Below are 22,732 nucleotides of genomic sequence, written 5' to 3' on the forward strand. Positions count from 1 at the left end.
ACACGGCAAGCGCATTCTGCAAGCCGACAGGCCGGTTTCATTGTTTTTCAGGCACGTCACGGTTCGTCAGGGGCATGTTGTTCCAGGGCACTTCAGGCATGTTGTTCCACGGCTCTTCAGGCATGTTGTCGCACGTTTCTTCGCGGGGGAGGTCCAGGTGATCCTCACGGTCACGCTGAACACCGCCCTCGACATCACCTATCGCGTCCCGTCCCTGCGCCCTCACGCCTCGCACCGTGTCACCGAGGTCACCGAACGGCCGGGCGGCAAGGGCCTGAACGTCGCACGCGTACTGGCGGCGCTGGGCCACCCCGTGACGGTCGCCGGCTTCGCGGGCGGCGGCACCGGCCGCGCCCTGCAGGACGCGCTGACCGGCATCCCACGCATCACCGACGCACTCGTACCGGTCGCCGGCGCCACGCGCCGCACGGTCGCCGTCGTCGACACGGCGACGGGTGACACGACTCAGCTCAACGAGCCCGGGCCGGTCATCGCCCCCGCCGAGTGGAGCGCCTTCCTGGAGGCGTACGAGGACCTGCTGCAGTCGTCGTCGGCCGTGGCCTTGTGCGGCAGCCTGCCGCCCGGCGTGCCCGTCGGCGCCTATGCGCACCTCGTCCGGGCCGCACGCGCCGCCTCCGTTCCCGTACTCCTCGACACCAGCGGGGAGCCGCTGCGCCGCGGCATCGCGGCCCGCCCCGACTTCGTCAAGCCCAACGCCGACGAGCTCGCCGAACTCACCGGATCCCACGAGCCGTTGCAGGCCACCCGGGACGCGCGGCGCCGCGGGGCACGCGCCGTCGTCGCCTCGCTGGGCGCTCAGGGGCTGCTCGCGGTGGCCCCGGAGGGCCACTGGCAGGCCACCCCGCCCTCGCGTGTCGCGGGCAATCCGACGGGCGCCGGGGACTCGGCGGTCGCCGGTCTGCTGTCGGGCCTCGTCGAACACCTCCCGTGGCCGGACCGGCTGGCCCGGGCGGCGGCCCTGTCCGCGGCGACGGTACGGGCGCCGGTGGCGGGCGAGTTCGACCGCGCGGCCTACGAGGAGCTGTTGCCGCGGGTCGCGGTCACGGAGCGGGCGACGGCGGCCTGAAGCCACCGAGCCGGCGACGGCGGCCTGAAGCCACCGAGCGGGCGACGGCCTCAGGACCTCGCCCGCTCGAACCCGCTCCCGCTTGAGCAGTGCGCTACTTCTTGACCTGCCCGGCCTTCAGCCACACCCGGTCAAGGAGGGCGTTGCACTGGTCACCGGCCTGGCACGAGATCGTGATCGTGTTGGTGCCCTTGGTGAGGCTGGGATACGCGTAGGTCTGCGTCCAGCCCTTCTCCCAGTCGCCCTTGGGGGCGTCCGCGAAGTTGCCCATGTTGAGCTTGGAGCCGAACACGTTGCCGTTGACGGTCAGCGTCGTCTTCGCATCCTCGCCGGGGACGCTGTAGCCCACGAAGAGGGTGTACACGCCGTCCTTCGGGATGCCGTTGACCGTCCAGGTGACCTGCGCGCCGACCTGGTTGAGCCCGTTCACGTAGACCCCGCCGGCGGCGTCCGCGCCCTTGATGTCGGAGGCGGTCACCGTGCCGCCCTCCAGCTTCAGCGCCTTGGCGTCCGCCTCGGGCAGCTCGGCCTGCTCGCCGGCGCCCTTGGTCGCCGACGGGCTGGGCTCGGCCGACTCGGAAGCAGTCGGCGTCGCGCCGCCCGCCTGGTTGTCCCCGCTGTTCTCGGAGTCGTCGCCGGTGAACACCGCGATGCCGATGCCGATGACGACGGCGGCGACCACCGCGATGGCGCCTATCAGCAGTCCCTTGGTGTTGGGGCCGCGACCCCGGCCGCCACGGGCGGCGTCCGGCGCCGGCTGGTACTGCGTCGTGGCGGCGCCCCCGGGCAGTGTCTCGGGCGCCGCGTAGTGGGCGTTCTGCTGGCCGTACGAGGACTGCTGCGGGACCTGCCCGTAGGCCGCCTGCTGCGTCTGCTGCGCGGACTGCCCACCCTGCGCGGCCTGCTGCCCGTACTGACGCTCGCCGACCGCGCGGACCTGGTTGTACGAGGAGCGGGTACCCGGGTAGCCGTAGCCGCCGCCACCGGTCGGCGGGGTGGCCCCGGACGCCTGACCGTCGGCGTAGAGATAGCCGAACGGGTCGTCGTCCTCGGGCGTGCTCGCGCCGTTGTTGCCGGGCGTCATCCCTTGGTCACTCCTCACCACGTGCAGTCTGCGGACCCGGCGAGCCTACCCGCTCCCGGGCGCACAATCGGGTGGCCTACGCCTCACCACCACGCTGACCTGGGGTTCAGCCGGCACGACGATGCGCTTTGGGACGAGACCGTTTCTCGTCGTACATCCGCTCGTCAGCTGATTTCAAGACGTCGTCCGCCGACATTCCGCACTCGGCCCAGCCGATGCCGAAGCTGGCGCCCACCCGGACCGCCCGGCCGTCCACCCGCATCGGCTGGATGATCTCGTTTCGCAGCCGGACGGCGAGGTCCTGGGCGTCCGCCCGGCCGAGCCCGTCCGCGAGCACCACGAACTCGTCGCCGCCGAGCCGGGCGACCGTGTCCCCGTCCCGTACGCCGCTGGTCAGACGCCTGGCGACCTCGATGAGGACGGCGTCGCCCGCGTTGTGCCCGAACCGGTCATTGATCGACTTGAAGCCGTCGAGGTCGCAGAAGAGGACGGCGAGCCCCTTCGTGCCGTCGTCCGCGCCGCCCTCCGGCGCGACGGCGTGCACATGGTGGTCGTACGCGCCGAAGGCTTCGCCGGCCAGGTCGGAACCGTGCCCGAAGTCGAAGCCGTGCCCGTCCGTGTCGTACCCCATGTCGTACGTGATGTCGTACGCGCCGTCGCCGACGCCCGCGGCGGGCTCCCCGTACGCCGCGTCGAGCGCGGCCACCGGGCCGGGGACGGCGTGCTTGGGGCGGCCGCACAGCCGGGCGCCGAGCCGGGTGCGCAGCTCGGCGCTGTTCGGCAGGCCGGTGAGCGAGTCGTGGCTGGCCCGGTGGGCCAGCTGCAGCTCACGGCGCTTGCGCTCCTCGATGTCCTCGACATGCGTGAGCAGGAAGCGCGGCCCGTCCGCGGCGTCCGCGACGACGGAGTTGCGCAGGGACACCCAGACATACGTGCCGTCGCGCCGCACGAACCGCAGCTCGGCCCGTCCGCCCTCGGCGGAGGTGCGCAGCAGGGTCCCGATGTCCTCGGGGTGGACCAGATCGGAGAACGAGTAGCGGCGCAGCGCGGAGGCGGGCCGCCCGAGCAGCCGGCACAGCGCGTCGTTGGTCCGCAGGATGCGTCCGTGCTGGTCGCCGCCCATCTCGGCGATGGCCATGCCGCTCGGCGCGTACTCGAAGGCCTGCCGAAATGATTCCTCGCTGGCGCGCAGGGCCTGCTGCTCGCGCTCGAGCCGGACCAGGGCGCGCTGCATGTTTGCCCGCAGACGGGCGTTGCTGATGGCAATGGCGGCGTGGAATGCGTACATCTGCAGCGCTTCGCGGCCCCAGGCGCCCGGCCGGCGGCCGTTGCGCGGCCGGTCCACGGACAGCACGCCTATCAGCTCCCCGCCGGCGCCGCCCGCCGCGTACATGGGGGCGAAGAGGCGGTCGCGGGGGTGCCACTCGTCCTCGAAGCGGGGCTCGGGACCGTCGGTGAGCCACTGCGGCACGTCGTCCTCGTCGAGGACCCAGCCCTCGGTGTACGGGATGAACCGCAGGTCTTCCCAGGCCTCGCCCATGGACAGGCGCCGTTCCCAGGAGGCGCGGGAGCCGACACGGCCGGTCATGAGCGCGTCGGCCGCTGCGTTGCCCGCGAAGGCGGCCACGACGAGGTCGCCGTCCGGACGCACGAGGTTCACGGCGGCCAGCTCGTACCCGAGCCCGTTCACGACACCGTCGGCGACGGTCTGCAGCGTGTCGGCCAGGCTGCGTGCCGTGTTCATGTCCGCCATCACCCGATGCAGCTGCCGCAGGGTCGCAAGACGGACATACGGCTCCGACTCGGTCTCCATGCTCGCTCTCCCCGAGACTTCGACAGCAACTCCAGAAATGATCGGCGTACTTTTTCCAGCGTCCCCGCCACTGAATCACAGCGAGCTGTCCACTCGGTACACAGGGTCAACAAAATATGGCTCCTGTGACTCAAGTCACAGGAGGTGGAGACCAATGGCGACGGCGCGTCGGGCTCGACGCGAGGCGCCGTGAAGTGTTATTGAACGCAAACCGCAGGGGACGGTCGGCCGGGAGGGTGCGGTGGGCCGGGAAGAGTGCGGTCGGCCGGTGCGACCGCTCGGACGCGGGGTTCGGCCTTCGGTCCTAGTCCCCGGTTGCGACCCTGGTCCGATGTGGCGGGCGGAGCCCGCGGTTAGCGTTCGGCAATGTGCTGAACACGCCATCCGTTCCCTCCGCGCCGCCTGTGCCCTCCGCACCCGCGGCATCCGCTACGCCCTCCGCCCCACCCGTCCCGCACCTCCGTCACGGCGACGGGCATGCTGAGGGGGTGAGTGAGGACGAGTTCCGCGCTGCCATGTCCCGGCTGGCCGCGGGTGTGGTGCTGGTGACCGCGTACGAACCGGCACTCGACCCGGAGGGGCCCCGCGGCGACGACGTCGGCATGACGGCGACGGCCTTCATGTCGGTGTCGCTGGACCCGCCGCTGGTCCTGATCAGCCTGCGCGAGGGCTCCCGTATGGACGACCTGCTCGCCGAACAGCCGCTGTGGGGGGTCTCGATCCTCTCCGAGAGCCAGCGCCACATCGCGGGCCGCTTCGCCATGAAGGGCCGCGTCAGCGACCGCCTGCTGTTCGAGGACATTCCGTACGTACGAGGCAAGGAGTCCGGCGCCCTGCTGGTGGGCGGGGCGCTCGCCACCCTGGAGTGCCGCACGGAACAGCGCGTGCCGGCAGGCGACCACACACTGGTCATCGGCCGCGTCCTGACGGCGACGGTGCCGAGCGCGGACGGCGGGCCGTTGACGTATTTCCGGGGGCGGTACCGGCAGTTGGGGTGATGGCGGTCGGGATGACGGCAGTCGGGATGACGGCAGTCGGGATGACGGCAGTGCCGTCACGGGGTGGGTCCAAGCGGGTCCGGGGACGTGCCTGAACTTCCCCGGGTCGCTCAGAGGTGCTCAGCCCCAGTCGCGGCCGGAGCGTCCCTGCTTCGTCTCGCCGCGCCGCTTCTTCTCCCGGAGCCGCCGCTCGTTGATGCCGCGAGGGATACGGGTGGGCCGCCGCGGCTTGGGCGGCGGAGCCGTCGCCTCCGCGAGCAGGGACGCCAGCCGCACGGCCGCCACCTCCCGGTTGCGCCACTGCGACCGGTGCTCCGAGGCGCGGACGGAGACGACCCCGTCGACGAGCCTCCCGGCGAGCCGCTCCAGGGCTCGCTCCTTCCACACGGGCGGCAGGGACTCCGTCCCGGCCAGGTCGAAGCGCAGTTCCACTTGTGAGTCACTGGTGTTGACGTGCTGCCCGCCCGGCCCTGACGACCGCGAGAAACGCCACATCAGCTCGGCCTCGGGCAGGAGAACCGAACCGCGGATGGGATAAGGACCGGACATGAGTTCCATGGTCCCGCGCACATCCGCCCGCCGTCACCCGTTTTTCCGCGGTCCGACTACTCCACCCGGGCGCCTTCGGTAAAGAAAGTAAAGAGAGCTGGAACCTCCTGGTCCCCCCGCGACGTTCATACGGGTGACGGTAGCTTCGTCCCCAGCACGAAGCCCGCATGCGGAACGAAACGAACAGAACCAGGAAGGGACTTCCCATGGCTGTAAGCCTGTCCAAGGGCGGCAACGTCTCGCTCACCAAGGAGGCACCGGGCCTGACCGCCGTCACGGTGGGCCTCGGCTGGGACGTCCGCACCACCACGGGCACTGACTTCGACCTGGACGCATCGGCGATCGCGGTGAACCAGCAGGGCAAGGTCTACTCGGACGCGCACTTCGTCTTCTTCAACAACAAGCAGACGCCGGACCAGACCATCGTCCACACCGGCGACAACCGCACGGGCGAGGGCGCCGGCGACGACGAGGCCATCAACGTCAACCTGGCGGGCCTGCCGGCCGACGTCGACAAGATCGTCTTCCCGGTCTCCATCTACGACGCCGAGAACCGCAGCCAGAACTTCGGCCAGGTCCGCAACGCGTACATCCGCATCGTCAACCAGGCCGGCGGCACCGAGATCGCGCGCTACGACCTGAGCGAGGACGCGGCCACGGAGACGGCGATGGTCTTCGGCGAGCTGTACCGCAACGGCGCGGAGTGGAAGTTCCGCGCGGTCGGCCAGGGCTACGCCTCGGGCCTGGTGGGCATCGCCCAGGACTTCGGCGTCAACGTCTGACGTCGACATCCGGCTTGAGCCCGGCGAGCTCCTCACCGAGCTCGCCGGGCTCTAGGCGTCCGACCGGCGGCGGCCGCGCACCACCCCCACCCGGTCCACCGCACCGGGTCGACTCCGCCGGTCCACCCCACCCGCCCCAGCCCACGCGGTCGACCCCGCCGGTCCACCCCACCCCGTCGAGCCGCTCAGGCGTGGTCCGGTTTTCCCTTTCCGTGCAGCCAGTCGGCCCAGATCAGGGTGAAGTCCTTGTCGGGCGCCTTCTTCTCCACGTACGCCGTGAAGTCGGCGGTGTTCGCGTTGCCGTGGCGGTACGCGGCCGCCCAGCCCTTGAGGATGTCGCGGAAGGCGTCGTCCCCCACGGTCTGCCGGATCTTGTGGAGAACCATGGCACCGCGCAGATAGACCGTGTCGTCGGAGATGTGTGCGGCACTCGGCGGATCAGCGGGGGCGAAGGACCAAATGGCATCGGCATGCTCCGCTTCGGCGTCGCCGCGGTAGAGGGCGTCGAATGTCTCCTGCGCGCTGTCGCCGCCGTGGTCCTCCGCCCACAGCCACTCGGCGTAGGACGCGAAGCCCTCGTTCAGCCACATGTCCTGCCAGGTCTTCGGCGTCACCGAGTTCCCGAACCACTCGTGGGCCAGCTCGTGGACGAGCAGTTCCGTACCGGGGGCGCCGGGGAAGACGGGACGGGTCTGGGTCTCCAGGGCGTAGTCAGCGTCACCCGGCCGTTCGACGATCGCTCCGGCCGAGGAGAACGGGTAGGGGCCGAAGTTCTGCTTCCCCCACTCCAGAACATCGGGGATACCGTCGAGAACCTTCTCGCTCGTCTCCGCCTCGGTCGGGTCGACGGCGGTCAGGACAGGCAACTTCCTGCTGTTCTTGCCGCTGCCGTTCCCGCTGCTGCTGCCGTCCCCGTCCCCGTCCCCGTTCCCGTTGCCGTCCGCCGTCGTCTCGTAGCGGCTCATGTCGAATGTGCCGATGGCGACCGTCGCCACATAGCTCGCCGTCGGCTCGGGGCTGTGCCAGGTGGAGGTGGTCCGGCCGTTCTGGGTCTGCTCGCGCCTCAACTGGCCGTTGGATACGGCCTGCACGCCCTCGGGGACGGTGACCTGCACGTCGAACGTCGCCTTGTCGGCGGGGTGGTGATTGCCGGGGAACCACGCCATGGAGCCGGTCGGCTCGCCCAGCGCCAGTGCGCCGTCCGCGGTGAGCAGCCAGCCCTCGCGGGAACCGTCCGGATCGTTGATGGTCTCCGGCGTGCCGGCGTAGCGGACGACGGTGCGGAACGTTTCGCCATCGGCGAGCATGTCGGGCGGCCGGACGGTCAGCTCCTGGCCGGCGCGGCGGAAGCGGGCGCCGGCGCCGTCGACACTGACGGACTCGACCTTCAGCCCTTTCAGGTCGAGGTTGAACGCGCTGAGGGCCTGCGTGGCGCGTGCCGTGATCTCCGTCTCCCCCGTGAGCCGACGGGAAGCGGGGTCGTAGTCGACCTTCAGGTCGTAGTGGACGACGTCGTAGCCGCCGTTGCCCATCTTCGGGAAGTACGGATCGCGCAGGCCGGCGGCGCCCACCGTGCGCTCGGCGCCCGAGTCGCAGGCGCTCAGGGCGAGGGCGGCGACGGTCGCGACCGCGGTCACCACGCGAACGAGAGGACGACGTTCCACGCGTTGATCGTATGGGACTTTGGGGCCTCAGGCGGCATTTGTCCGGGAGTCGTCCGCGGCGACGGGAGGCGCGACTGTCGAACGCGCGTACGACTGGCGTCTTCGCAGGTCAAGGCATACGAAGACCTCCACCCGCGCGGCCCATGACACCATCGGCTACGTGCTCGACATCGGCTACGCCCTCTCCAACCGCTTCCCCGACCCGCCGCAGACGGACTACCGCCGCGCGGACGTCCACGCCCTGCGCCACGACCTCTTCTGCGGTGACGTCTATCTCGCCGACACCAAGGCGGACCGGGAGCTGTCCACAGCCTGGGGATGGGTGCCGGTGCTCGACTTCGCCTGGGCGCTGTGCGACATCGTCGAGCAGCTCGACCGCGATCCGGCCGGCAGCCGCGCCGCCAGGCCGCAGTACGCCGAGCTCGACTTCACCGAGTCCACGGACCGCATGCTCTTCGAGCGCCGTTTCGGCTGGGTCGACATCGAGGCCGACTGGATGCCGGGCGACGAACCGCCCCTGACGTTCTCGCACGCCGTACTGCGCCGTGAAGCCCGCGACTTCCTGCACGACCTGATCGCCGATCTGACGGACATGCACGAGGACCTGGCAGAGAACCCCGCGATCTGGACGCTCCAGGCGCGGTTCCCCCGCATCTGAACAGCCGGCCCCGTCGACTGACTTCCGTCACTCCTCTCCTGGCGCCTCCACCCGCACTCCGATCTGCGCCGCGAACGCCGGTGCCAGATCGATGAGTTGGGCCGGGCTGATGACCGCCCCCGCCAGGCGGTCGAGGCCCCGCGCGATGCCCAGCTCCGCTGCCGACCGGAGATCGACGTCGGTCATCGTCGTCCCGCTGAAGTCCGCCCCCTTCAGCGCACAGTCCCTGAACTCGACCCGCTCGAGCCGCGCCCCGCCGAAATCCGGCTCGACCAGCACGCAACCCTCGAAGACGACGTCCTTCAGCCGCGCCTTCCGCAGATTCAGATAGTCGATCTTCCCGCCCCGGATCAGCACCCGCTCCAGCACGCCCCCGTGCAGCTGCACCCCACCGAGCCGGGCGTCCGTCACCTCCACGTCCCGCAGCGTCGCCTCCGCGAGATCGGTGCCCACTCCCCGTATCCCCGACAGCACCGCGTCGATGAAGCGCGCGCGGTGCAGCCGCGTCTCGTCCAGCGCGCAGCCCGTCAGCGCGCAGTCCAGGAACCGGGCGCCGCCGCCGTCCTGGCCCGCGAGGGCCAGCTCGCGGAACTCCACGCCGTCGTAGTCCCCGTCCGGCTCCAGCTCACCGCCCGCGTACGGAACGAGCGGCGGCAGCCGCACCTCGGGCCGCCGCGCCTTCCTCACCACTGCCTTCACCGCTGGGTTTCGCGCCATGTCCCCCATGCTGCACCCCGCCACTGACAACGGGCCGCCACGCCGACCACAGCAACGGACCGCCACGCTGAACACGGCAACGGACCGCCACGCTGACGACGGCAACGGACCGCCACGCCGACCACGGACAGCCGCATGTCCATCGAGTGCGCACTGCTCCAGTCATGTCACATCCGCGGCCCTTCGATCGGTCCTAGGAGGAGACAGGCAACGCCACCGGAGCAGAGGGAGACCCCAGCCATGCACCGCATCACCGTCGTCGGCGGCGGCTTCGCCGGACTCACCGCGGCCATCACCGCCGCCGAGGCGGGCGCCAAGGTGACCCTGTACGAGTCGCACCACACCCTCGGCGGCCGCGCCCGCACCGCCGAGGGCCCGTACCGCACCAACGAGGGACCGCACGCCCTCTACAACGGCGGCCCTCACTGGACCTGGCTCGAACAGCGCGACCTGATCGGCCCGCTCGCCCCCGTCCCGCCCCTCGAAGGCTCGCGCCTGCGTCTGCATCTGAACGGCGCCCTCCGCCGCATACCGCCCCTGGCACTCCTCAAGCTGGCGCGCCGCAAGCCCGAACAGACGCCCGTCGACAGCAACTTCCTCACCTGGGCGACAGCGCAGGTCGGCGAGGCGGGCGCCCGCGCGGCCGCCAACTACACCGCCGTCGCGCTCTTCCACCACGACCCCGGCTCTCTCTCCGCCGCCTTCGTGCACGAGCGACTCCGGCGCGCCGCCAGGCTGCCGCCCGAGGCGCACTATCCGCGCGGCGGCTGGGCGTCCGTCATCGACCGGATGGCCGCCCGGGCCTGGAACATGGGAGTCCGGGTCGAGACGCTGGCCCGTGTCGACATGCTCCCGACGGACACGCCCGTCATCGTCGCGACCTCCCTCGACGCCGCCCGCCGGCTCCTCGGCGACGACACGCTCACCTGGGACAGCGGCCGTACCACCCTCATCGACCTGGCCGTACGCACCCGCCGCGGCGACGCCTTCGCCGTCTCCGACCTCGACGCACCAGGCTGGATCGAACGGTTCACCGCCCAGGACCGCACCCTCGCCCCGCGCGGACAGCAGCTCATACAGGGCCAGATCCCCATCTCGCCGGCCGAGTCCAAGGCCGACGGGGTGGCCCGCGCCGAGCACCTGCTCGACCTGGGCTTCCCGGGCTGGCGCGAACGCACCGTCTGGCGCCGCGAGTCGGTCGCACACGGCCGTACGGGGGCGGTCGACCGGCCCGGCACCACCTGGCGCGACCGTCCCGCCGTGGACCGCGGCGACGGCGTCTACCTCGCCGGCGACCAGGTCGCCGCGCCCGGCGTGCTCTCCGAGGTCTCCTTCAACAGCGCGATCACGGCCGCCACACTGGCCCTGACGGCGGCAGGGCGCCGGCAGCGCACCCACTGACCTCAACCGGCAGCAGACCCGCTGACCTCATCCGACAGCAGACCGGCTGACCTCAACCGGCAGCAGACCGGCTGACCTCATCCGACAGCAAAGCCCTTGACCTCAATCATGCTTGAGGTTGAAAGGTGGGCGCGTGCCGGCACCCCGGCACGGAAGGGAACCACGCGCGAGGGAACACCCGCGGCAACCATCGAGGAGCCCGTCATGCACGCCGTCCGCCTGCACGCCTTCGGCCCGGCCGAGAACCTCACGTACGAGAAGACAGAGGACCCCGAGCCGGGCCCCGGCCAGGTGCGCGTCGCCGTTGCCGCGGCCGGCGTACACCTGATCGACACCGCGATCCGCGAGGGCCTCCAGGGCCCGCTGCCCGAGCTGCCCGCTCTGCCCACGATCCCCGGCCGCGAGGTCGCCGGCACCGTCGACGCTCTCGGCGACGGCGTGTCCGAGGCCTGGCTCGGCAAGCGTGTCGTCGCCCACCTCGGCTTCGCCCCCGGCGGCTACGCGGAACTGGCCGTCACCGATGCCGACCGGCTGCACGAGATCCCGGAGAACCTCGACTTCGCGCAGGCCGTCGCCATGATCGGCACGGGTCGTACGACGATGGGGATCCTGCAGTTCGCCGAGGTCACCCCCGCCTCGGTGGTGATCGTCCCGGCCGCGGCGGGCGGTATCGGAACGCTGCTCGTGCAGTACGCGCGGCACGCGGGCGCCACCGTGATCGGCCTCGCGGGCGGCCCCGAGAAGGTCGCCCGCGTCCGGGCGGGCGGCGCCGGCCTCGCCGTCGACTACAAGGACCCCGCATGGCCCGAGCAGGTCCGCGCGTACCTCGGCGACCGCACCGCGACGGTCGTCTTCGACGGAGTCGGCGGCGACACGGCCCGCGCGGCCGTCGATCTGCTCGGCCCCGGCGGCAAGCACGTCGTCTTCGGCTGGTCGGGGCAGGGCCTGCATGACGGATCGCCGCTGACCTTCACCGAGGAGGAGCTGGCCGAGCGCGGGATCACATCGGAGGGCGTGCTGGGGCCGGTGATGATGCAGAAGGCGGGCGGCGCCAATCCGGTGCGCACCCTGGAGCTGCGCGCCCTCGCCGAGGCCGCGGCGGGCCGCCTCACCCCGGCCGTCACACGCTTCCCCCTCGCGGAAGCGGCGGCCGCACACCGCGCACTGGAGTCGCGCGGCACGATCGGCAAGGTCGTACTGGAGCCGTGAGGCGCACCGCCACGGGGCGGCCGGCACGTCGCCGCAGAGGAGCCGCCGCCCCGCCACGTCCTCCGCCCCGCGCCCCGCCACCCGAAGGATGCGCCACCCCCCGATCCATGGTCTTCTGTTGCTGTGACCGGCACCCGAACAGGTGAACCTGTCACCCCACCGGACCCCCACCGCTGGTGGGGCCTGGTGGTCATCGCACTCGCCCAGCTCATGGTCGTCCTCGACGCGACGATCGTGAACATCGCGCTCCCATCCGCCCAGCGCGATCTGGGGATGTCGGACGGCAACCGCCAGTGGGTCGTCACCGCCTACACCGTCGCCTTCGGCGGACTGCTGCTGCTCGGCGGGCGCGTCGCCGACCTCGTCGGCCGCAAACGCACCTTCGTCATCGGTCTGATCGGCTTCGCGGGCGCCTCCGCACTCGGCGGCGCCGCCGTCAGCCCCGGCATGCTCTTCGGCGCCCGCGCCCTCCAGGGCTCCTTCGCCGCCGTACTCGCCCCGTCCGCGCTGTCCCTGGTCACCACCACCTTCACCGCCCCGAAGGAGCGCGCGAAAGCCTTCGGGATCTACGGCGCCCTGGCCGGCAGCGGCTCCGCGATAGGGCTGCTCACGGGAGGACTGCTCACCGAGTACCTGAACTGGCGGTGGTGCCTCTACGTCAACGTCCCCATCGCCGCCCTCGCGGTCTTCGGCGCCTGCTCCCTGCTCCGCGACCGCCCGGGAAACCGCGGCGGGCGCCTCGACGTCCGCGGTGTCGTGATGGGCTGCGGCGGTCTCGTCTGCGTCGTCTACGGCTTCGGCGAGGCCGCGGCGCGCGGCTGGACCGACCCGTTCGTCCTGGCGGCTCTCGCCGGCGGACTCGCACTCCTCGCCGCCTTCGCCTGGTGGCAGACCAGAGCCCCGAGCCCCCTTCTGCCGCCCCAGATCATCAAGGACCGCACCCGCGCGGGCTGCTTCCTCACCATGGCCCTCGCCGTCGCCGGCCTGTTCGGCATCTTCCTCTTCATGAGCTACTACCTGCAGGTCGTCCTCGGTTACTCCCCCCTCAGGACGGGCCTGGCCTTCCTGCCCCTGACCGCCGCGATCATCACCGGCTCGACCCAGATATCGGCCCGGTTTCTGCAGCGCACGGCTCCCCGGGCGCTCCTGGTCCCGGGCATGCTGCTCGCCTCTTCCGGCACGCTTCTGCTCACCACGCTCACCGTCGAGGCCGAGTACGCCACCCGCGTCCTGCCCGCCATGGTGCTGATGGGCCTCGGCATGGGCCTGACCTTCACGCCCGTGTTCGCCACCGCCACCGCGGGTGTCGCCCCGCACGACGCCGGCGTCACCTCGGCGACCGTCAACACCGCGCAACAGGTCGGCGGCTCCATAGGCACCGCGCTGCTCAACACGATCGCCACCATGAGCAGCACCGCCTACGTCGCCGCCCACCTCCGCGACCCCGCACAGCAGGCGCAGATCACCCGGGAGGGCATCGTCCACGGCTACACCGTCGCCCTCTGGTGGTCCGCCGGCCTCATGCTGCTCGCGGGCCTGATAGCGGCCCTGATGGTCACGGCGAAGGCACCCGACCGCCGGGCGCCGACGGACGCACCCGCGCGCGAATCAGTGGCCTGAGCCGAGTCAATCGCCTGAGCCGAGTCAATCGCCTGAGCCGAGCCAGCCAGCCACCTGAGCCGAGCCAGTCGCCTGAGCCGAATCAGCGGCCTGAGCCGAGCCAGTGGTGTGAGCCGAGCCAGTGGTGTGAGCCAAGTGCTCCGAACCGAGTCAGTGGCCTGAGCCGAGCCTCTCTCGCCGGGCGCCGCCGGACGCCGCCGGAGCCCCGAGCCGCGCCAGTGCCTCGTCCGTCAGCCGGTACACCGTCCACTCGTCCTGCGGCAGCGCACCCATCGCCCGGTAGAAGTCGATCGACGGCTCGTTCCAGTTCAGAACCGACCACTCCAGCCGCTCGTACCCGCGCTCCACGCAGATCCGCGCCAGCTCCGCCAGCAGGGCCTTGCCGTGCCCGCCCCCACGCCGGTCAGGACGTACGTACAGGTCCTCCAGGTAGATCCCGTGCACCCCGCGCCACGTCGAGAAGTTCAGAAACCACAGGGCGAAGCCGACCGGCTCGCCGGTCGCGTCGTCCTCGGCGATGTGCGCGAACGCGGCCCGGCGCTCGCCGAACAGCGCGTCGTGCAGCTGCTCCTCGGTGGCACGGGCCTCGTCCAGCGCCTTCTCGTAGGCGGCGAGCTCGCGGATCATGGCGTGGATGACGGGGACGTCGGCGGGTACGGCGGTACGAATCATGGCCGCAGGCTAACCGCGACCCCTCAGCAGCCGCCGCCCGATTTCCAGATGGTGCGGCGCGAGCGGGTGCCCGTCCTCGATCGCCCACAGCGCGTTCTGCAGGACACGTCCCAGCGTCCAGGCGCGCGCCCGCTCCCGGTCGAGCCCCAGCACGTCCGCCATCGCGCCGAACCGCCACCGCACCTCGTCGGCGTCGAAACGGTTGTCCAGCGCCGGGAACAGCTCGAACCCCGGATCGCCCGCGAGCGGCTTCGGGTCGATGGCGAGCCAGGGCTCCCGGTCGGCGGCCAGCACGTTGTCGTAGTGCAGGTCCCAGTGCAGCAGCCGGTCACCGGGCTCGCCGGCCACTTCGCGCACCGCCGCCGCACAGTCCTCGAGGAGCCGCCGGTCAGCGGGATCCGGCACCCGCGGTACCGCCCCCGGCACCCGCTCGAGCATCCGTTCAGCGATGTCACCGAGCCGCCGCATCCCCTCCGGCGCCGGCACAGCGGTCAGCCGCGCCAGCAGCGCGGCGATGACCAGCACCGCCGCGCGGGAGTCCGGCACGGTCGTCAACATCCGGGCGGAGTCGAGGCGTTCGAGCAGCAGGGTTCCCGTGACGTCGTCGTACTCGAGCAGCCGCACGGCCCCGTCGCCTCCCCACACGCGCAGCGCGACCGGCTCCCCCACACTCTCCTCGTCCAGGTACTGGAGCTTGAGGACCGCCTGGGAACCGTCCGCGTCGTGCGCCACGGGCAGCACCAGCGCGCACATTCCGTACATCACGGGACCGTCGGTCCGCAGCCCCCACCGCTCCAGGAACTCCGCCGCCCGCCCCGGCAACGCGGCGATGAAGGCCAGCCCATCCGCACCGTTGAACCTGGTCTGCGTGGCCACGAGCTCGTCCGGTACCTCGATCACGCTTCGATCCTAGGGATGCGCACCCTCACCGGCCACGACTTTTCCCCGCCACCGACTTGTCCCGGCCGGTCCCCCAGGCGCTAACGTCCGCCCATGAGTACCGTCAACGGCGGCATATCGTTCTGGTACGCCAGCGAAGGCCTCCCCACCGCACGCGAACCCCTGCCCGGCGACGCGACCGCCGACGTCGTCATCGTGGGCGGCGGCTACACCGGTCTGTGGACCGCCTACTACCTGAAAAAAGCAGCACCGTTCCTGCGCATCACCGTCCTTGAACAGAAGTTCTGCGGCTACGGCGCCTCCGGCCGCAACGGCGGCTGGCTCTACAACGGCATCGCCGGCCGCGACCGGTACGCGAAACTCCACGGCCACGACGCCGCCATGCGCCTCCAGCAGGCCATGAACGACACGGTCGCCGAGGTCGTCCGAACCGCGGCCGAGGAGAACATCGACGCCGACATCCACCAGGGCGGCGTACTCGAAGTGGCGTACACTCCCGCCCAGTTGGCCCGCCTGAAGGCCTTCCACGCCACGGAACTCTCGTACGGCGAGAAGGACCGCGAGCTCTACGGCGCCCGCGACACCGCCGAACGCATCCGGGTCACCGGAGCGGTCGGCTCCACGTGGACCCCGCACGGCGCCCGCCTGCACCCCGCCAAGCTCGTCAAGGGTCTCGCGGCCGCCGTCGAATCGCTGGGCGTCACGATCCACGAGTCCACGCCGGTCACCGAGATCAAGCCCAAGCACGCGATCACGCCCTACGGCACCGTCCGCGCCCCGTACGTCCTGCGCTGCACCGAGGGCTTCACTGCCTCCCTCAAGGGCCACCGCCGCACCTGGCTCCCCATGAACTCCTCCATGATCGTGACCGAGCCCCTGCCCAAGGAGGTCTGGTCGTCGATCGGCTGGGAAGGCCGCGAAACCCTCGGCGACATGGCCCACGCCTACATGTACGCGCAGCGCACCGCCGACGACCGCATCGCACTCGGCGGCCGGGGCGTCCCCTACCGCTACGGCTCCCGCACGGACAACGACGGCCGCACCCAGCCCGCCACGATCGACGCGCTGCGCGAGATCCTCGTCCGCTTCTTCCCGCAGCTGGCGGGCGTGGCCGTCAGCCACGCCTGGTCCGGTGTCCTCGGCGTCCCCCGCGACTGGTGCGCGACCGTCACCCTCGACCGCACCACCGGCCTCGGCTGGGCCGGCGGCTACGTCGGCTCCGGCGTCGCCACCGCCAACCTCGCCGCCCGCACCCTCCGCGACCTCGTCCAGCAGGACTCCGGCCAGTCCGGCCCGACCGAACTGACCGCCCTCCCCTGGGTGAACCACAAGGTCCGCAAATGGGAGCCGGAGCCGTTGCGCTGGCTCGGCGTCCACGGCATGTACGCGACGTACCGCGCCGCGGACCGCAGCGAACGCACCTCACCCACCGCCGAAACCGCCCGCCTGGCCCGCCTCGCGGACCGCCTGTCGGGTCGCCACTGAGTCGCCACTGAGTCGCCACTGAGTCGCCACTGAGGGAACCCGCCGGACCCGGCGGGACGACAAAGGCCCAGGTCACAGCGCGGTGACCTGGGCCTCAGTGGAGCCCCCTGTCGGATTCGAACCGACGACTTACGCAACCGTCGCCGGGGTCTCCCGCAGGGTGACGTTGGCGTGGCTCTCCTGGAAGCTCTGGTCTGAAACGAGGGTCAGCCGGGCCGTGGCCTGGAACTCCGGCAGGGTAGTGGAGCCGCAGGAGACCATCGTGGTCTTGAGCTTGGCCATGGTCAGAGCGAGCCCTTCGTTGAGGTCGCCGGCGTAGGGGACGTAACCGTCCACGCCTTCTTCGAAGACCAGCCCCTGGCCGCCCTGCCCATAGCGCTGCCAGTTGCGGGCACGGTTCGAGCCCTCACCCCAGTACTCCTTCACGAATCCGTCACGGGTGGGCAGCTTCGCGCCGGCCGCTTGGTCGAAGCGTGCGAAGTAACGCCCCATCATGACGAAGTCGGCTCCCATCGCCAGCGCCAGGGACACGTGGTAGTCGTGTACCAGCCCGCCATCGGAGCAGATCGGCACGTACTCGCCGGTGCGTTCGCGGAAGGCATCCCGGGCCGCCGCGACGTCCAGCACGGCGCTGGCCTGGCCGCGGCCGATGCCTTTCTGGTCCCGAGTGATGCAGATGGAGCCGCCGCCCACCCCGACCTTGACGAAGTCCGCCCCCGCCTCGGCGAGAAAAGTGAACGCCTCGCCGTCGACCACGTTGCCACCCCCGACCGGGATCTCCGGATAGTGCTTCTTCACCCAGGTCAGGGCCTGTGCCTGCCAGTCGCTGTAACCGTCGGACGAATCGAAGCACAACGCGTCCACCCCCGCTTCCAGCAGTGCCGGGACGCGCTCCTGATAGTCGTGGGTGTTGATACCCGCGCCCACGCGCAGGCGCTTGGCAGCGTCCACAAGCTGGTTCGGGTAGCGCTTGTTGTCCGTGTAGTCGGAACGGAACACCAGATGCTGCAGGTGACCCTCGGTATCCAGCACCGGGAGGCAGTCCAGCCGTTCGTCCCACAGCCGCGCGTTGGCCTCGGAAAGCGTGGCGTCAGGCCCGGCATGGGCCAGGTCGGCGATAGCGGTCATCCGCCCACTGACCGGTCCGTCCAGGTCGTGGCGCTGGGGGTGGAAGTCGCGGGAGGTCACCAGGCCGAGCAGGCGACCGGTGGCGGTCCCGTCGTGGGTGACCGCGGCGGTGCTGTGACCGGTGCGGCGCATGACATCGACCAGGAGGCTCAGGGTGTCGTCGGGGCGGACGTTCGTGTCGCTGGTGACGAATCCGGCCTTGAAGTTCTTCACCTGGCGGACCGCTGCAGCCTGGTCCTGGATCGGCTGGTTGTGGTGCAGGAAGCTAAGAAGCGGGTGTGCTGACGGCCTGCATGATCGCGGACGTGAACGGGGACTGCAGGTCGATCGCCGAAGCCTCGCCCGCGATGTGCCGCACCAGGGGCGTGCGCAGGTCAACCGTCGCAGCCGAGCAGTCGGTCCGAGTCCGGTTCGGCAAGAGCAGAAACTCGTTGAACGTCCGTGAGACCTCGGCGATGATCTGTGCCACTTGTTCCTCCTGACCCGGCGGCCGGGGCGTGACTGCCCCGCCGTGAGGATCGCCCCCGTATACCAGGGCCTGGGCAGGCAGAGATCAGCACGGCAGCCGTGGAAGTGCCACCAACTGCGGCAGAGCCCTGACCGGCCCGTGGATCGAACGGGGTGCGGTCGTGACCCGGCACCTTATCGATCAACTCAGCCGCTGCACGAATCGTGAACCTCACCGGCCGCCGCCACCCCCGGGTGGCGGTTTCAGGTCCTCGGCCCGGTCCGCGAGCTAGTCGGCCCAGTCGCGTCTGGCGTAGGCGACCCAGCGGAGCGCGGTGTGGCGGTACACCTCCGCCCCGTGGCAAACCGCGGACCTCAGCCGCAGGGGAACCCGCTGCGCACGACAGCGCCGTGGCCGGGGGCCATGGTCACCAGCCCCTCGGCCTCCAAAGCCCCAGAAACGACGGAACCCCCGCTGACCAGCGTCAACGAGGGGTCCGAACCGAGCCGCCTGTCGGAATCGAACCGACGACCTAGAGCTTACAAGGCACTCGCTCTGCCAACTGAGCTAAGGCGGCACCACGCACAACAACGCCGTACGCGAGGGCTGGTCCACTGTACACAGAGCACGTTTCCCCGATCCACGGAGTTCCCCACACCACGCGGCGCCGAGAACCCTGCGTAACCGACCGCGCACCCGTTCGTTGAACGGACTGATGTGCTGTTCCGAAGATCGGACTGCGGGGAGGGGCTCATTTGGAGGCGGCGGAGTCGGCGAAGAAGCCGAAGCCGGAAGCGGTGACCGGCGAGGACGCGAAGCGCATCAAGCGCGAGACTCTCGGCATCGCCGATCGCCGCAGGCACCACGCCCGCCCGGCAACGCCGATGAAGAGCCGCGCCAAGGAGCCCGGCACACAGCAGCGCGCCTACCGGTTCCGGTTCTATCCGACCGAAGTGCAGGCCGAGCAACTGGAGAAGACGTTCGGAGCCTGTCGATGGGTCTACAACGAAGGGCTCGCACTGCGGTCCGGGGCCTGGAAAGAGCACCAAGTGAACGTCGGTTTCGCGGAGACGTGTCGGGCGCTCACGGGGTGGCGGCAGTCCGACGCGACATCCTGGCTGCGGGAAGTGTCGTCAACGGTGCTTCAACAGTCGCTGCGTCACCTGGACCAGGCGTACGCACGCTTCTTCAAGGGTTCGGCGAAGTACCCGAAGCGGAAGAAGAAGCGGCGGTCCCGGGACTCGGCGACGTATGTGCGGACGGGCTTCAAATGGGTGGAGGATCCCGAGCGGCCCGGTACGGGTCTGATCACGCTGGCCAAGCAGTCCGAGCCGTTGGATGTGCGCTGGTCGCGGCCGCTCCCGGGCGGGATGGTGCCGGTCCGGCTGTCGGTTACCCGCGACAAGGCCGGGCGGCACTTCGTCTCAATACTCGTGGAGGAGCGGATCGCATGTCTTCCGCCCGCCTTCCTCCCCGGCTCACGGGAGCCGAAGGCCGTGGGGCTGGATCTCGGTCTGGCGTCGCTCGTCACGCTGGACGACGGGACGCGGCTGGATCATCCACGGCTGCTGAGGCGGTACGCGGAGAAGCTGGCGCGGTTGCAGCGCGAGCTGCACCGGAAGGAGAAGGGTTCGAAGAACCGGGAGAGGATCAGGCGGCAGATCGCCCGTCTGTACGCGCTCATGAATGACGTGCGCAGGGACATGCTGGACCAGTTCACAACCCGCCTGGTGCGCGAGAACCAAGTGCTCGTGGTGGAGGACCTGTCCATCGTGACCCTGCTGCGTCCGGCGCGCGGCAAGGGCAGGCGGTGCAAGGCGAGGCTGAATCAGTCGATCATCGATGCAGGATGGGGCGAGCTGCTGCGGCAGTTGCAGTACAAGTGCGCGTGGTACGGCAGGACACTGGTAGTCGTCGACCGCTTCTTCCCCTCCACACGGCGGTGCTCGGCATGTCACGCGAAGGGACCGAAGCTCGATGTCTCGGTCCGCGCATGGACGTGCAGCGAGTGTGGTGTGGCCCATGATCGGGATGTGAACGCTGCGATCAACCTTCGGGGAGAGGGGATGCGGTTGTACTGGCTGGTGGCGGCCGGGCTGCCGCCGGGGACGACAGCGCCAACGGTGATCCGGGCGTCGGAACTACAGGAGTGTCTGCTGGCCGCGTAGGCGTGGCTGGGCGCGGCCAGGTGGTACGGACCGACGGGCCGTCGGCCGGAATGCCTGTGGAGCCCGCATAGGACCGTTCGGGCGCAGCTCGCCAGGGCTGCGTGCGGGCGGCGGTGGGCGGTGAAGCAGGAAGCGCTGTCCGCGAGGACAGCGGTGCGTTCGTCGACGCTTCAGGCCAAAAGTGCGTTGCTGTGGCTCAGAGCTCGAAAATTTCGTCGAAGTTCACATGCGTCGGACTACTGACAGACCAGGTGAACCCCAGGTACCGTCTCGATCCAGTTCACCCGCGTGGACTACACCACAACGGGATCATCCGTAGTGGCACACCACCTTTACAACGGATCGTCCGGCACGTTCCTGCCGGTGAAGGGGGCCCCTCACCATGGCCACTGTTTCGTTCGACAAGGCGACCCGGATCTACCCGGGTTCCGACAAGCCCGCCGTCGATGCACTCGACATCGAGATCGAGGACGGCGAGTTCCTCGTCCTCGTCGGCCCGTCCGGTTGCGGCAAGTCCACCTCCCTGCGCATGCTCGCGGGTCTCGAGGACGTCAACGCCGGCGCCATCCGCATCGGTGACCGCGACGTCACGCACCTGCCGCCGAAGGACCGGGACATCGCCATGGTGTTCCAGAACTACGCGCTCTACCCGCACATGACGGTCGCCGACAACATGGGCTTCGCGCTCAAGATCGCCGGTGTGCCGAAGGCGGAGATCCGCCAGAAGGTCGAGGAGGCCGCGAAGATCCTCGACCTCACCGAGTACCTGGGCCGCAAGCCGAAGGCCCTCTCCGGTGGTCAGCGGCAGCGTGTCGCGATGGGCCGCGCGATCGTGCGTGAGCCGCAGGTCTTCCTTATGGACGAGCCGCTGTCGAACCTCGACGCCAAGCTCCGCGTCTCGACCCGTACGCAGATCGCGTCGCTGCAGCGCCGCCTCGGCATCACCACCGTCTACGTCACCCACGACCAGGTCGAGGCCATGACGATGGGCGACCGTGTGTGCGTACTGAAGGACGGGCTGCTCCAGCAGGTCGCCTCACCGCGCGAGATGTACGACAAGCCGGCGAACCTCTTCGTCGCGGGCTTCATCGGCTCCCCCGCCATGAACCTCGTCGAGGTGCCGATCACCGACGGCGGTGTGAAGTTCGGCAACTCGGTCGTGCCGGTCAGCCGTGAGGCGCTCTCCGCCGCGTCCGACAAGGGCGACCGCACCGTCACGGTCGGCGTCCGCCCCGAGCACTTCGACGTGGTCGAGCTGAACGGCTCCGCCGCCAAGACGCTGTCGAAGGACTCCGAGGACGCCCCGGCCGGTCTGGCCGTGTCCGTCAACGTCGTCGAGGAGACGGGCGCTGACGGCTACGTCTACGGCACCGCCGAGGTCGGCGGCGAGTCGAAGGACCTGGTGATCCGCGTCAACAGCCGCCAGGTGCCGGAGAAGGGCGCCGAGCTGCACGTCGTGCCGCGTCCGGGCGAGATCCACGTGTTCTCGACCTCGACGGGCGAGCGCCTCACCGACTGACGCGCGTCCGCGCCATCACTGCGTACGGGAGTCCCGCACCGGAAGGTGCGGGACTCCCGTCGTTGCACCCCGCGGTTACATCCCTCGTTGCACCCGCTGTTACATCCCTCGTTGCAGCCGGGGTTACATCCGTCGCCGCGCCCTGGTTGTATCCGTCCTCGCATCCACCGTCGCGTCCGTCATCGCCCCGGTCACACAAGTCGGGGACACAACGGGCATTTCGATCCTGTACGTCAACACCCGTCGAGCAATTCTCACCACCTCATCGCTCGACAGAGTGACCAAATGTCGCCAAATCACTACCGGCCGCTACTCTCACTCGCGTGACGCACTCCTCAAGGCCGCCGGCGCGGCGCGGCGCTGCCCTCCGCATCGGCCGTACTCTCGCTCTCGTTCTGCCCGTTGTCCTGGTGCTCTCCGGGACCCTCGCGGTCACCCACGTCAACTGGTCGGGCGGTTCCTCGGACTCCGTGCTCACGGCCTCCGCCGCGGACGTCTCCACGCCGGCCAGGTCCCGCGCCCCGCAGGACGTGCTGCGCGACCGGCTCCTCCTCGAGCTCCAGGAGAAGGACCCGGGCATCGCCCTCACGCACCTCCAGCAGGAGGTCAACGACCGGCCGTCCCTGGCCCGGCACTGTGTTTCGATCGCCCGCGCTCTCGGCCGCGCCGCCGTGCAGTACTACGGAGCGTCCCGCGCCCAGTCGTTCGCACGTCCGGTCTGCGACACGTCCTTCGCATCGGGTGTCGCCGCTCAGCAGGGCTGAGCGGCATGGCACGGAGCGATCGCGGCGCCCCGGGCCGGGCGGGCGGACGGCACGTACAGTTCGGAC

General features: G+C 70.4%; 20 protein-coding genes and 1 tRNA gene. 11 read left to right on the forward strand and 10 right to left on the reverse strand.

Annotated features, from left to right (window positions below; genetic code table 11):
• Positions 1-157: 157 nt before the first annotated feature.
• Positions 158-1,087, forward strand: a complete 930-nt coding sequence (locus ACSMXV_RS20220) for a 1-phosphofructokinase family hexose kinase (RefSeq protein ID WP_473172778.1) — start codon at positions 158-160, stop codon at positions 1,085-1,087.
• A gap of 94 nt (positions 1,088-1,181) precedes the next feature.
• Here ACSMXV_RS20220 and ACSMXV_RS20225 read toward each other — a convergent pair whose 3' ends face one another.
• Positions 1,182-2,171 (reverse strand): carbohydrate-binding protein, encoded by a 990-nt coding sequence (locus tag ACSMXV_RS20225; protein WP_473172779.1) that lies wholly within the window; start codon positions 2,169-2,171, stop codon positions 1,182-1,184.
• Positions 2,172-2,277: 106 nt separating this feature from the next.
• Entirely contained in the window at positions 2,278-3,984 is a 1,707-nt protein-coding gene (gene cdgB / locus ACSMXV_RS20230; RefSeq protein ID WP_473172780.1) for a diguanylate cyclase CdgB, read from the reverse strand.
• Positions 3,985-4,352: 368 nt separating this feature from the next.
• Between cdgB and ACSMXV_RS20235 the strand changes: the two genes are divergently transcribed.
• Entirely contained in the window at positions 4,353-4,982 is a 630-nt protein-coding gene (locus ACSMXV_RS20235; RefSeq protein WP_181867315.1) for a flavin reductase family protein, read from the forward strand.
• 120 nt (positions 4,983-5,102) lie between these two features.
• Here the strand turns inward: ACSMXV_RS20235 and arfB are convergent, their stop codons facing one another.
• On the reverse strand, positions 5,103-5,531 hold the full coding sequence (gene arfB / locus ACSMXV_RS20240) for an alternative ribosome rescue aminoacyl-tRNA hydrolase ArfB (protein ID WP_473172781.1): 429 nt from the start codon (positions 5,529-5,531) through the stop codon (positions 5,103-5,105).
• Between the two features lie 206 nt (positions 5,532-5,737).
• Here arfB and ACSMXV_RS20245 point away from each other — a divergent pair, with 206 nt between their 5' ends.
• Entirely contained in the window at positions 5,738-6,313 is a 576-nt protein-coding gene (locus ACSMXV_RS20245; protein WP_181658191.1) for a TerD family protein, read from the forward strand.
• A gap of 185 nt (positions 6,314-6,498) precedes the next feature.
• On the opposite strand, the gene ACSMXV_RS20250 is transcribed toward ACSMXV_RS20245, so the two are convergent.
• Positions 6,499-7,977 (reverse strand): M1 family metallopeptidase, encoded by a 1,479-nt coding sequence (locus ACSMXV_RS20250; protein WP_473172782.1) that lies wholly within the window; start codon positions 7,975-7,977, stop codon positions 6,499-6,501.
• A gap of 160 nt (positions 7,978-8,137) precedes the next feature.
• Between ACSMXV_RS20250 and ACSMXV_RS20255 the strand changes: the two genes are divergently transcribed.
• Positions 8,138-8,635, forward strand: coding sequence for a hypothetical protein (locus ACSMXV_RS20255; RefSeq protein WP_181658193.1), 498 nt, complete (start codon positions 8,138-8,140; stop codon positions 8,633-8,635).
• Between the two features lie 27 nt (positions 8,636-8,662).
• Here ACSMXV_RS20255 and ACSMXV_RS20260 read toward each other — a convergent pair whose 3' ends face one another.
• Entirely contained in the window at positions 8,663-9,352 is a 690-nt protein-coding gene (locus ACSMXV_RS20260; RefSeq protein WP_473172783.1) for a pentapeptide repeat-containing protein, read from the reverse strand.
• A 240-nt stretch (positions 9,353-9,592) separates the two neighbouring features.
• On the opposite strand from ACSMXV_RS20260, the gene ACSMXV_RS20265 reads away from it, so the two are divergent.
• The 3 genes from ACSMXV_RS20265 (at position 9,593) to ACSMXV_RS20275 (ending at position 13,582) form a co-directional block, all read left to right on the forward strand.
• Positions 9,593-10,753: an NAD(P)-binding protein gene (locus tag ACSMXV_RS20265; protein ID WP_473172784.1), complete on the forward strand. Its 1,161-nt coding sequence runs from the start codon at positions 9,593-9,595 to the stop codon at positions 10,751-10,753.
• A gap of 204 nt (positions 10,754-10,957) precedes the next feature.
• Positions 10,958-11,962: a zinc-binding dehydrogenase gene (locus ACSMXV_RS20270; RefSeq protein ID WP_473172785.1), complete on the forward strand. Its 1,005-nt coding sequence runs from the start codon at positions 10,958-10,960 to the stop codon at positions 11,960-11,962.
• 123 nt (positions 11,963-12,085) lie between these two features.
• Complete coding sequence (locus tag ACSMXV_RS20275; RefSeq protein WP_473172786.1) at positions 12,086-13,582, forward strand: MFS transporter; 1,497 nt, start codon at positions 12,086-12,088, stop codon at positions 13,580-13,582.
• 150 nt (positions 13,583-13,732) lie between these two features.
• On the opposite strand, the gene ACSMXV_RS20280 is transcribed toward ACSMXV_RS20275, so the two are convergent.
• Together ACSMXV_RS20280 and ACSMXV_RS20285 are read right to left on the reverse strand one after the other, a co-directional pair.
• Positions 13,733-14,254 carry a GNAT family N-acetyltransferase gene (locus ACSMXV_RS20280; RefSeq protein ID WP_473172787.1) on the reverse strand — a complete coding sequence of 174 codons (522 nt, stop codon included), beginning with the start codon at positions 14,252-14,254 and terminating at the stop codon, positions 13,733-13,735.
• Positions 14,255-14,263: 9 nt separating this feature from the next.
• Entirely contained in the window at positions 14,264-15,154 is an 891-nt protein-coding gene (locus tag ACSMXV_RS20285) for an aminoglycoside phosphotransferase family protein (protein WP_473172788.1), read from the reverse strand.
• Positions 15,155-15,247: 93 nt separating this feature from the next.
• Between ACSMXV_RS20285 and ACSMXV_RS20290 the strand changes: the two genes are divergently transcribed.
• Positions 15,248-16,639 (forward strand): NAD(P)/FAD-dependent oxidoreductase, encoded by a 1,392-nt coding sequence (locus ACSMXV_RS20290; RefSeq protein WP_473172789.1) that lies wholly within the window; start codon positions 15,248-15,250, stop codon positions 16,637-16,639.
• Positions 16,640-16,768: 129 nt separating this feature from the next.
• Here ACSMXV_RS20290 and ACSMXV_RS20295 read toward each other — a convergent pair whose 3' ends face one another.
• The 3 genes from ACSMXV_RS20295 to ACSMXV_RS20305 form a co-directional block, all read right to left on the reverse strand.
• The gene (locus tag ACSMXV_RS20295) at positions 16,769-17,980 is read right to left on the reverse strand and encodes an IMP dehydrogenase (RefSeq protein WP_473172790.1); all 1,212 of its coding nucleotides are present in this window, start codon (positions 17,978-17,980) and stop codon (positions 16,769-16,771) included.
• A gap of 52 nt (positions 17,981-18,032) precedes the next feature.
• Positions 18,033-18,236, reverse strand: coding sequence for a hypothetical protein (locus tag ACSMXV_RS20300; RefSeq protein ID WP_473172791.1), 204 nt, complete (start codon positions 18,234-18,236; stop codon positions 18,033-18,035).
• Between the two features lie 483 nt (positions 18,237-18,719).
• Positions 18,720-18,792: transfer RNA gene (locus ACSMXV_RS20305), tRNA-Thr, on the reverse strand.
• A 178-nt stretch (positions 18,793-18,970) separates the two neighbouring features.
• Here ACSMXV_RS20305 and ACSMXV_RS20310 point away from each other — a divergent pair.
• The 3 genes from ACSMXV_RS20310 to ACSMXV_RS20320 all read left to right on the forward strand — a co-directional run bounded on the left by ACSMXV_RS20310 (position 18,971) and on the right by ACSMXV_RS20320 (position 22,666).
• Positions 18,971-20,383, forward strand: a complete 1,413-nt coding sequence (locus ACSMXV_RS20310; RefSeq protein ID WP_473172792.1) for an RNA-guided endonuclease InsQ/TnpB family protein — start codon at positions 18,971-18,973, stop codon at positions 20,381-20,383.
• Between the two features lie 382 nt (positions 20,384-20,765).
• Positions 20,766-21,902 carry an ABC transporter ATP-binding protein gene (locus ACSMXV_RS20315; protein ID WP_473172793.1) on the forward strand — a complete coding sequence of 379 codons (1,137 nt, stop codon included), beginning with the start codon at positions 20,766-20,768 and terminating at the stop codon, positions 21,900-21,902.
• A gap of 323 nt (positions 21,903-22,225) precedes the next feature.
• On the forward strand, positions 22,226-22,666 hold the full coding sequence (locus ACSMXV_RS20320) for a hypothetical protein (protein WP_473172794.1): 441 nt from the start codon (positions 22,226-22,228) through the stop codon (positions 22,664-22,666).
• Positions 22,667-22,732: the final 66 nt, after the last annotated feature.

The organism is Streptomyces sp. DSM 42067, assembly GCF_055792885.1.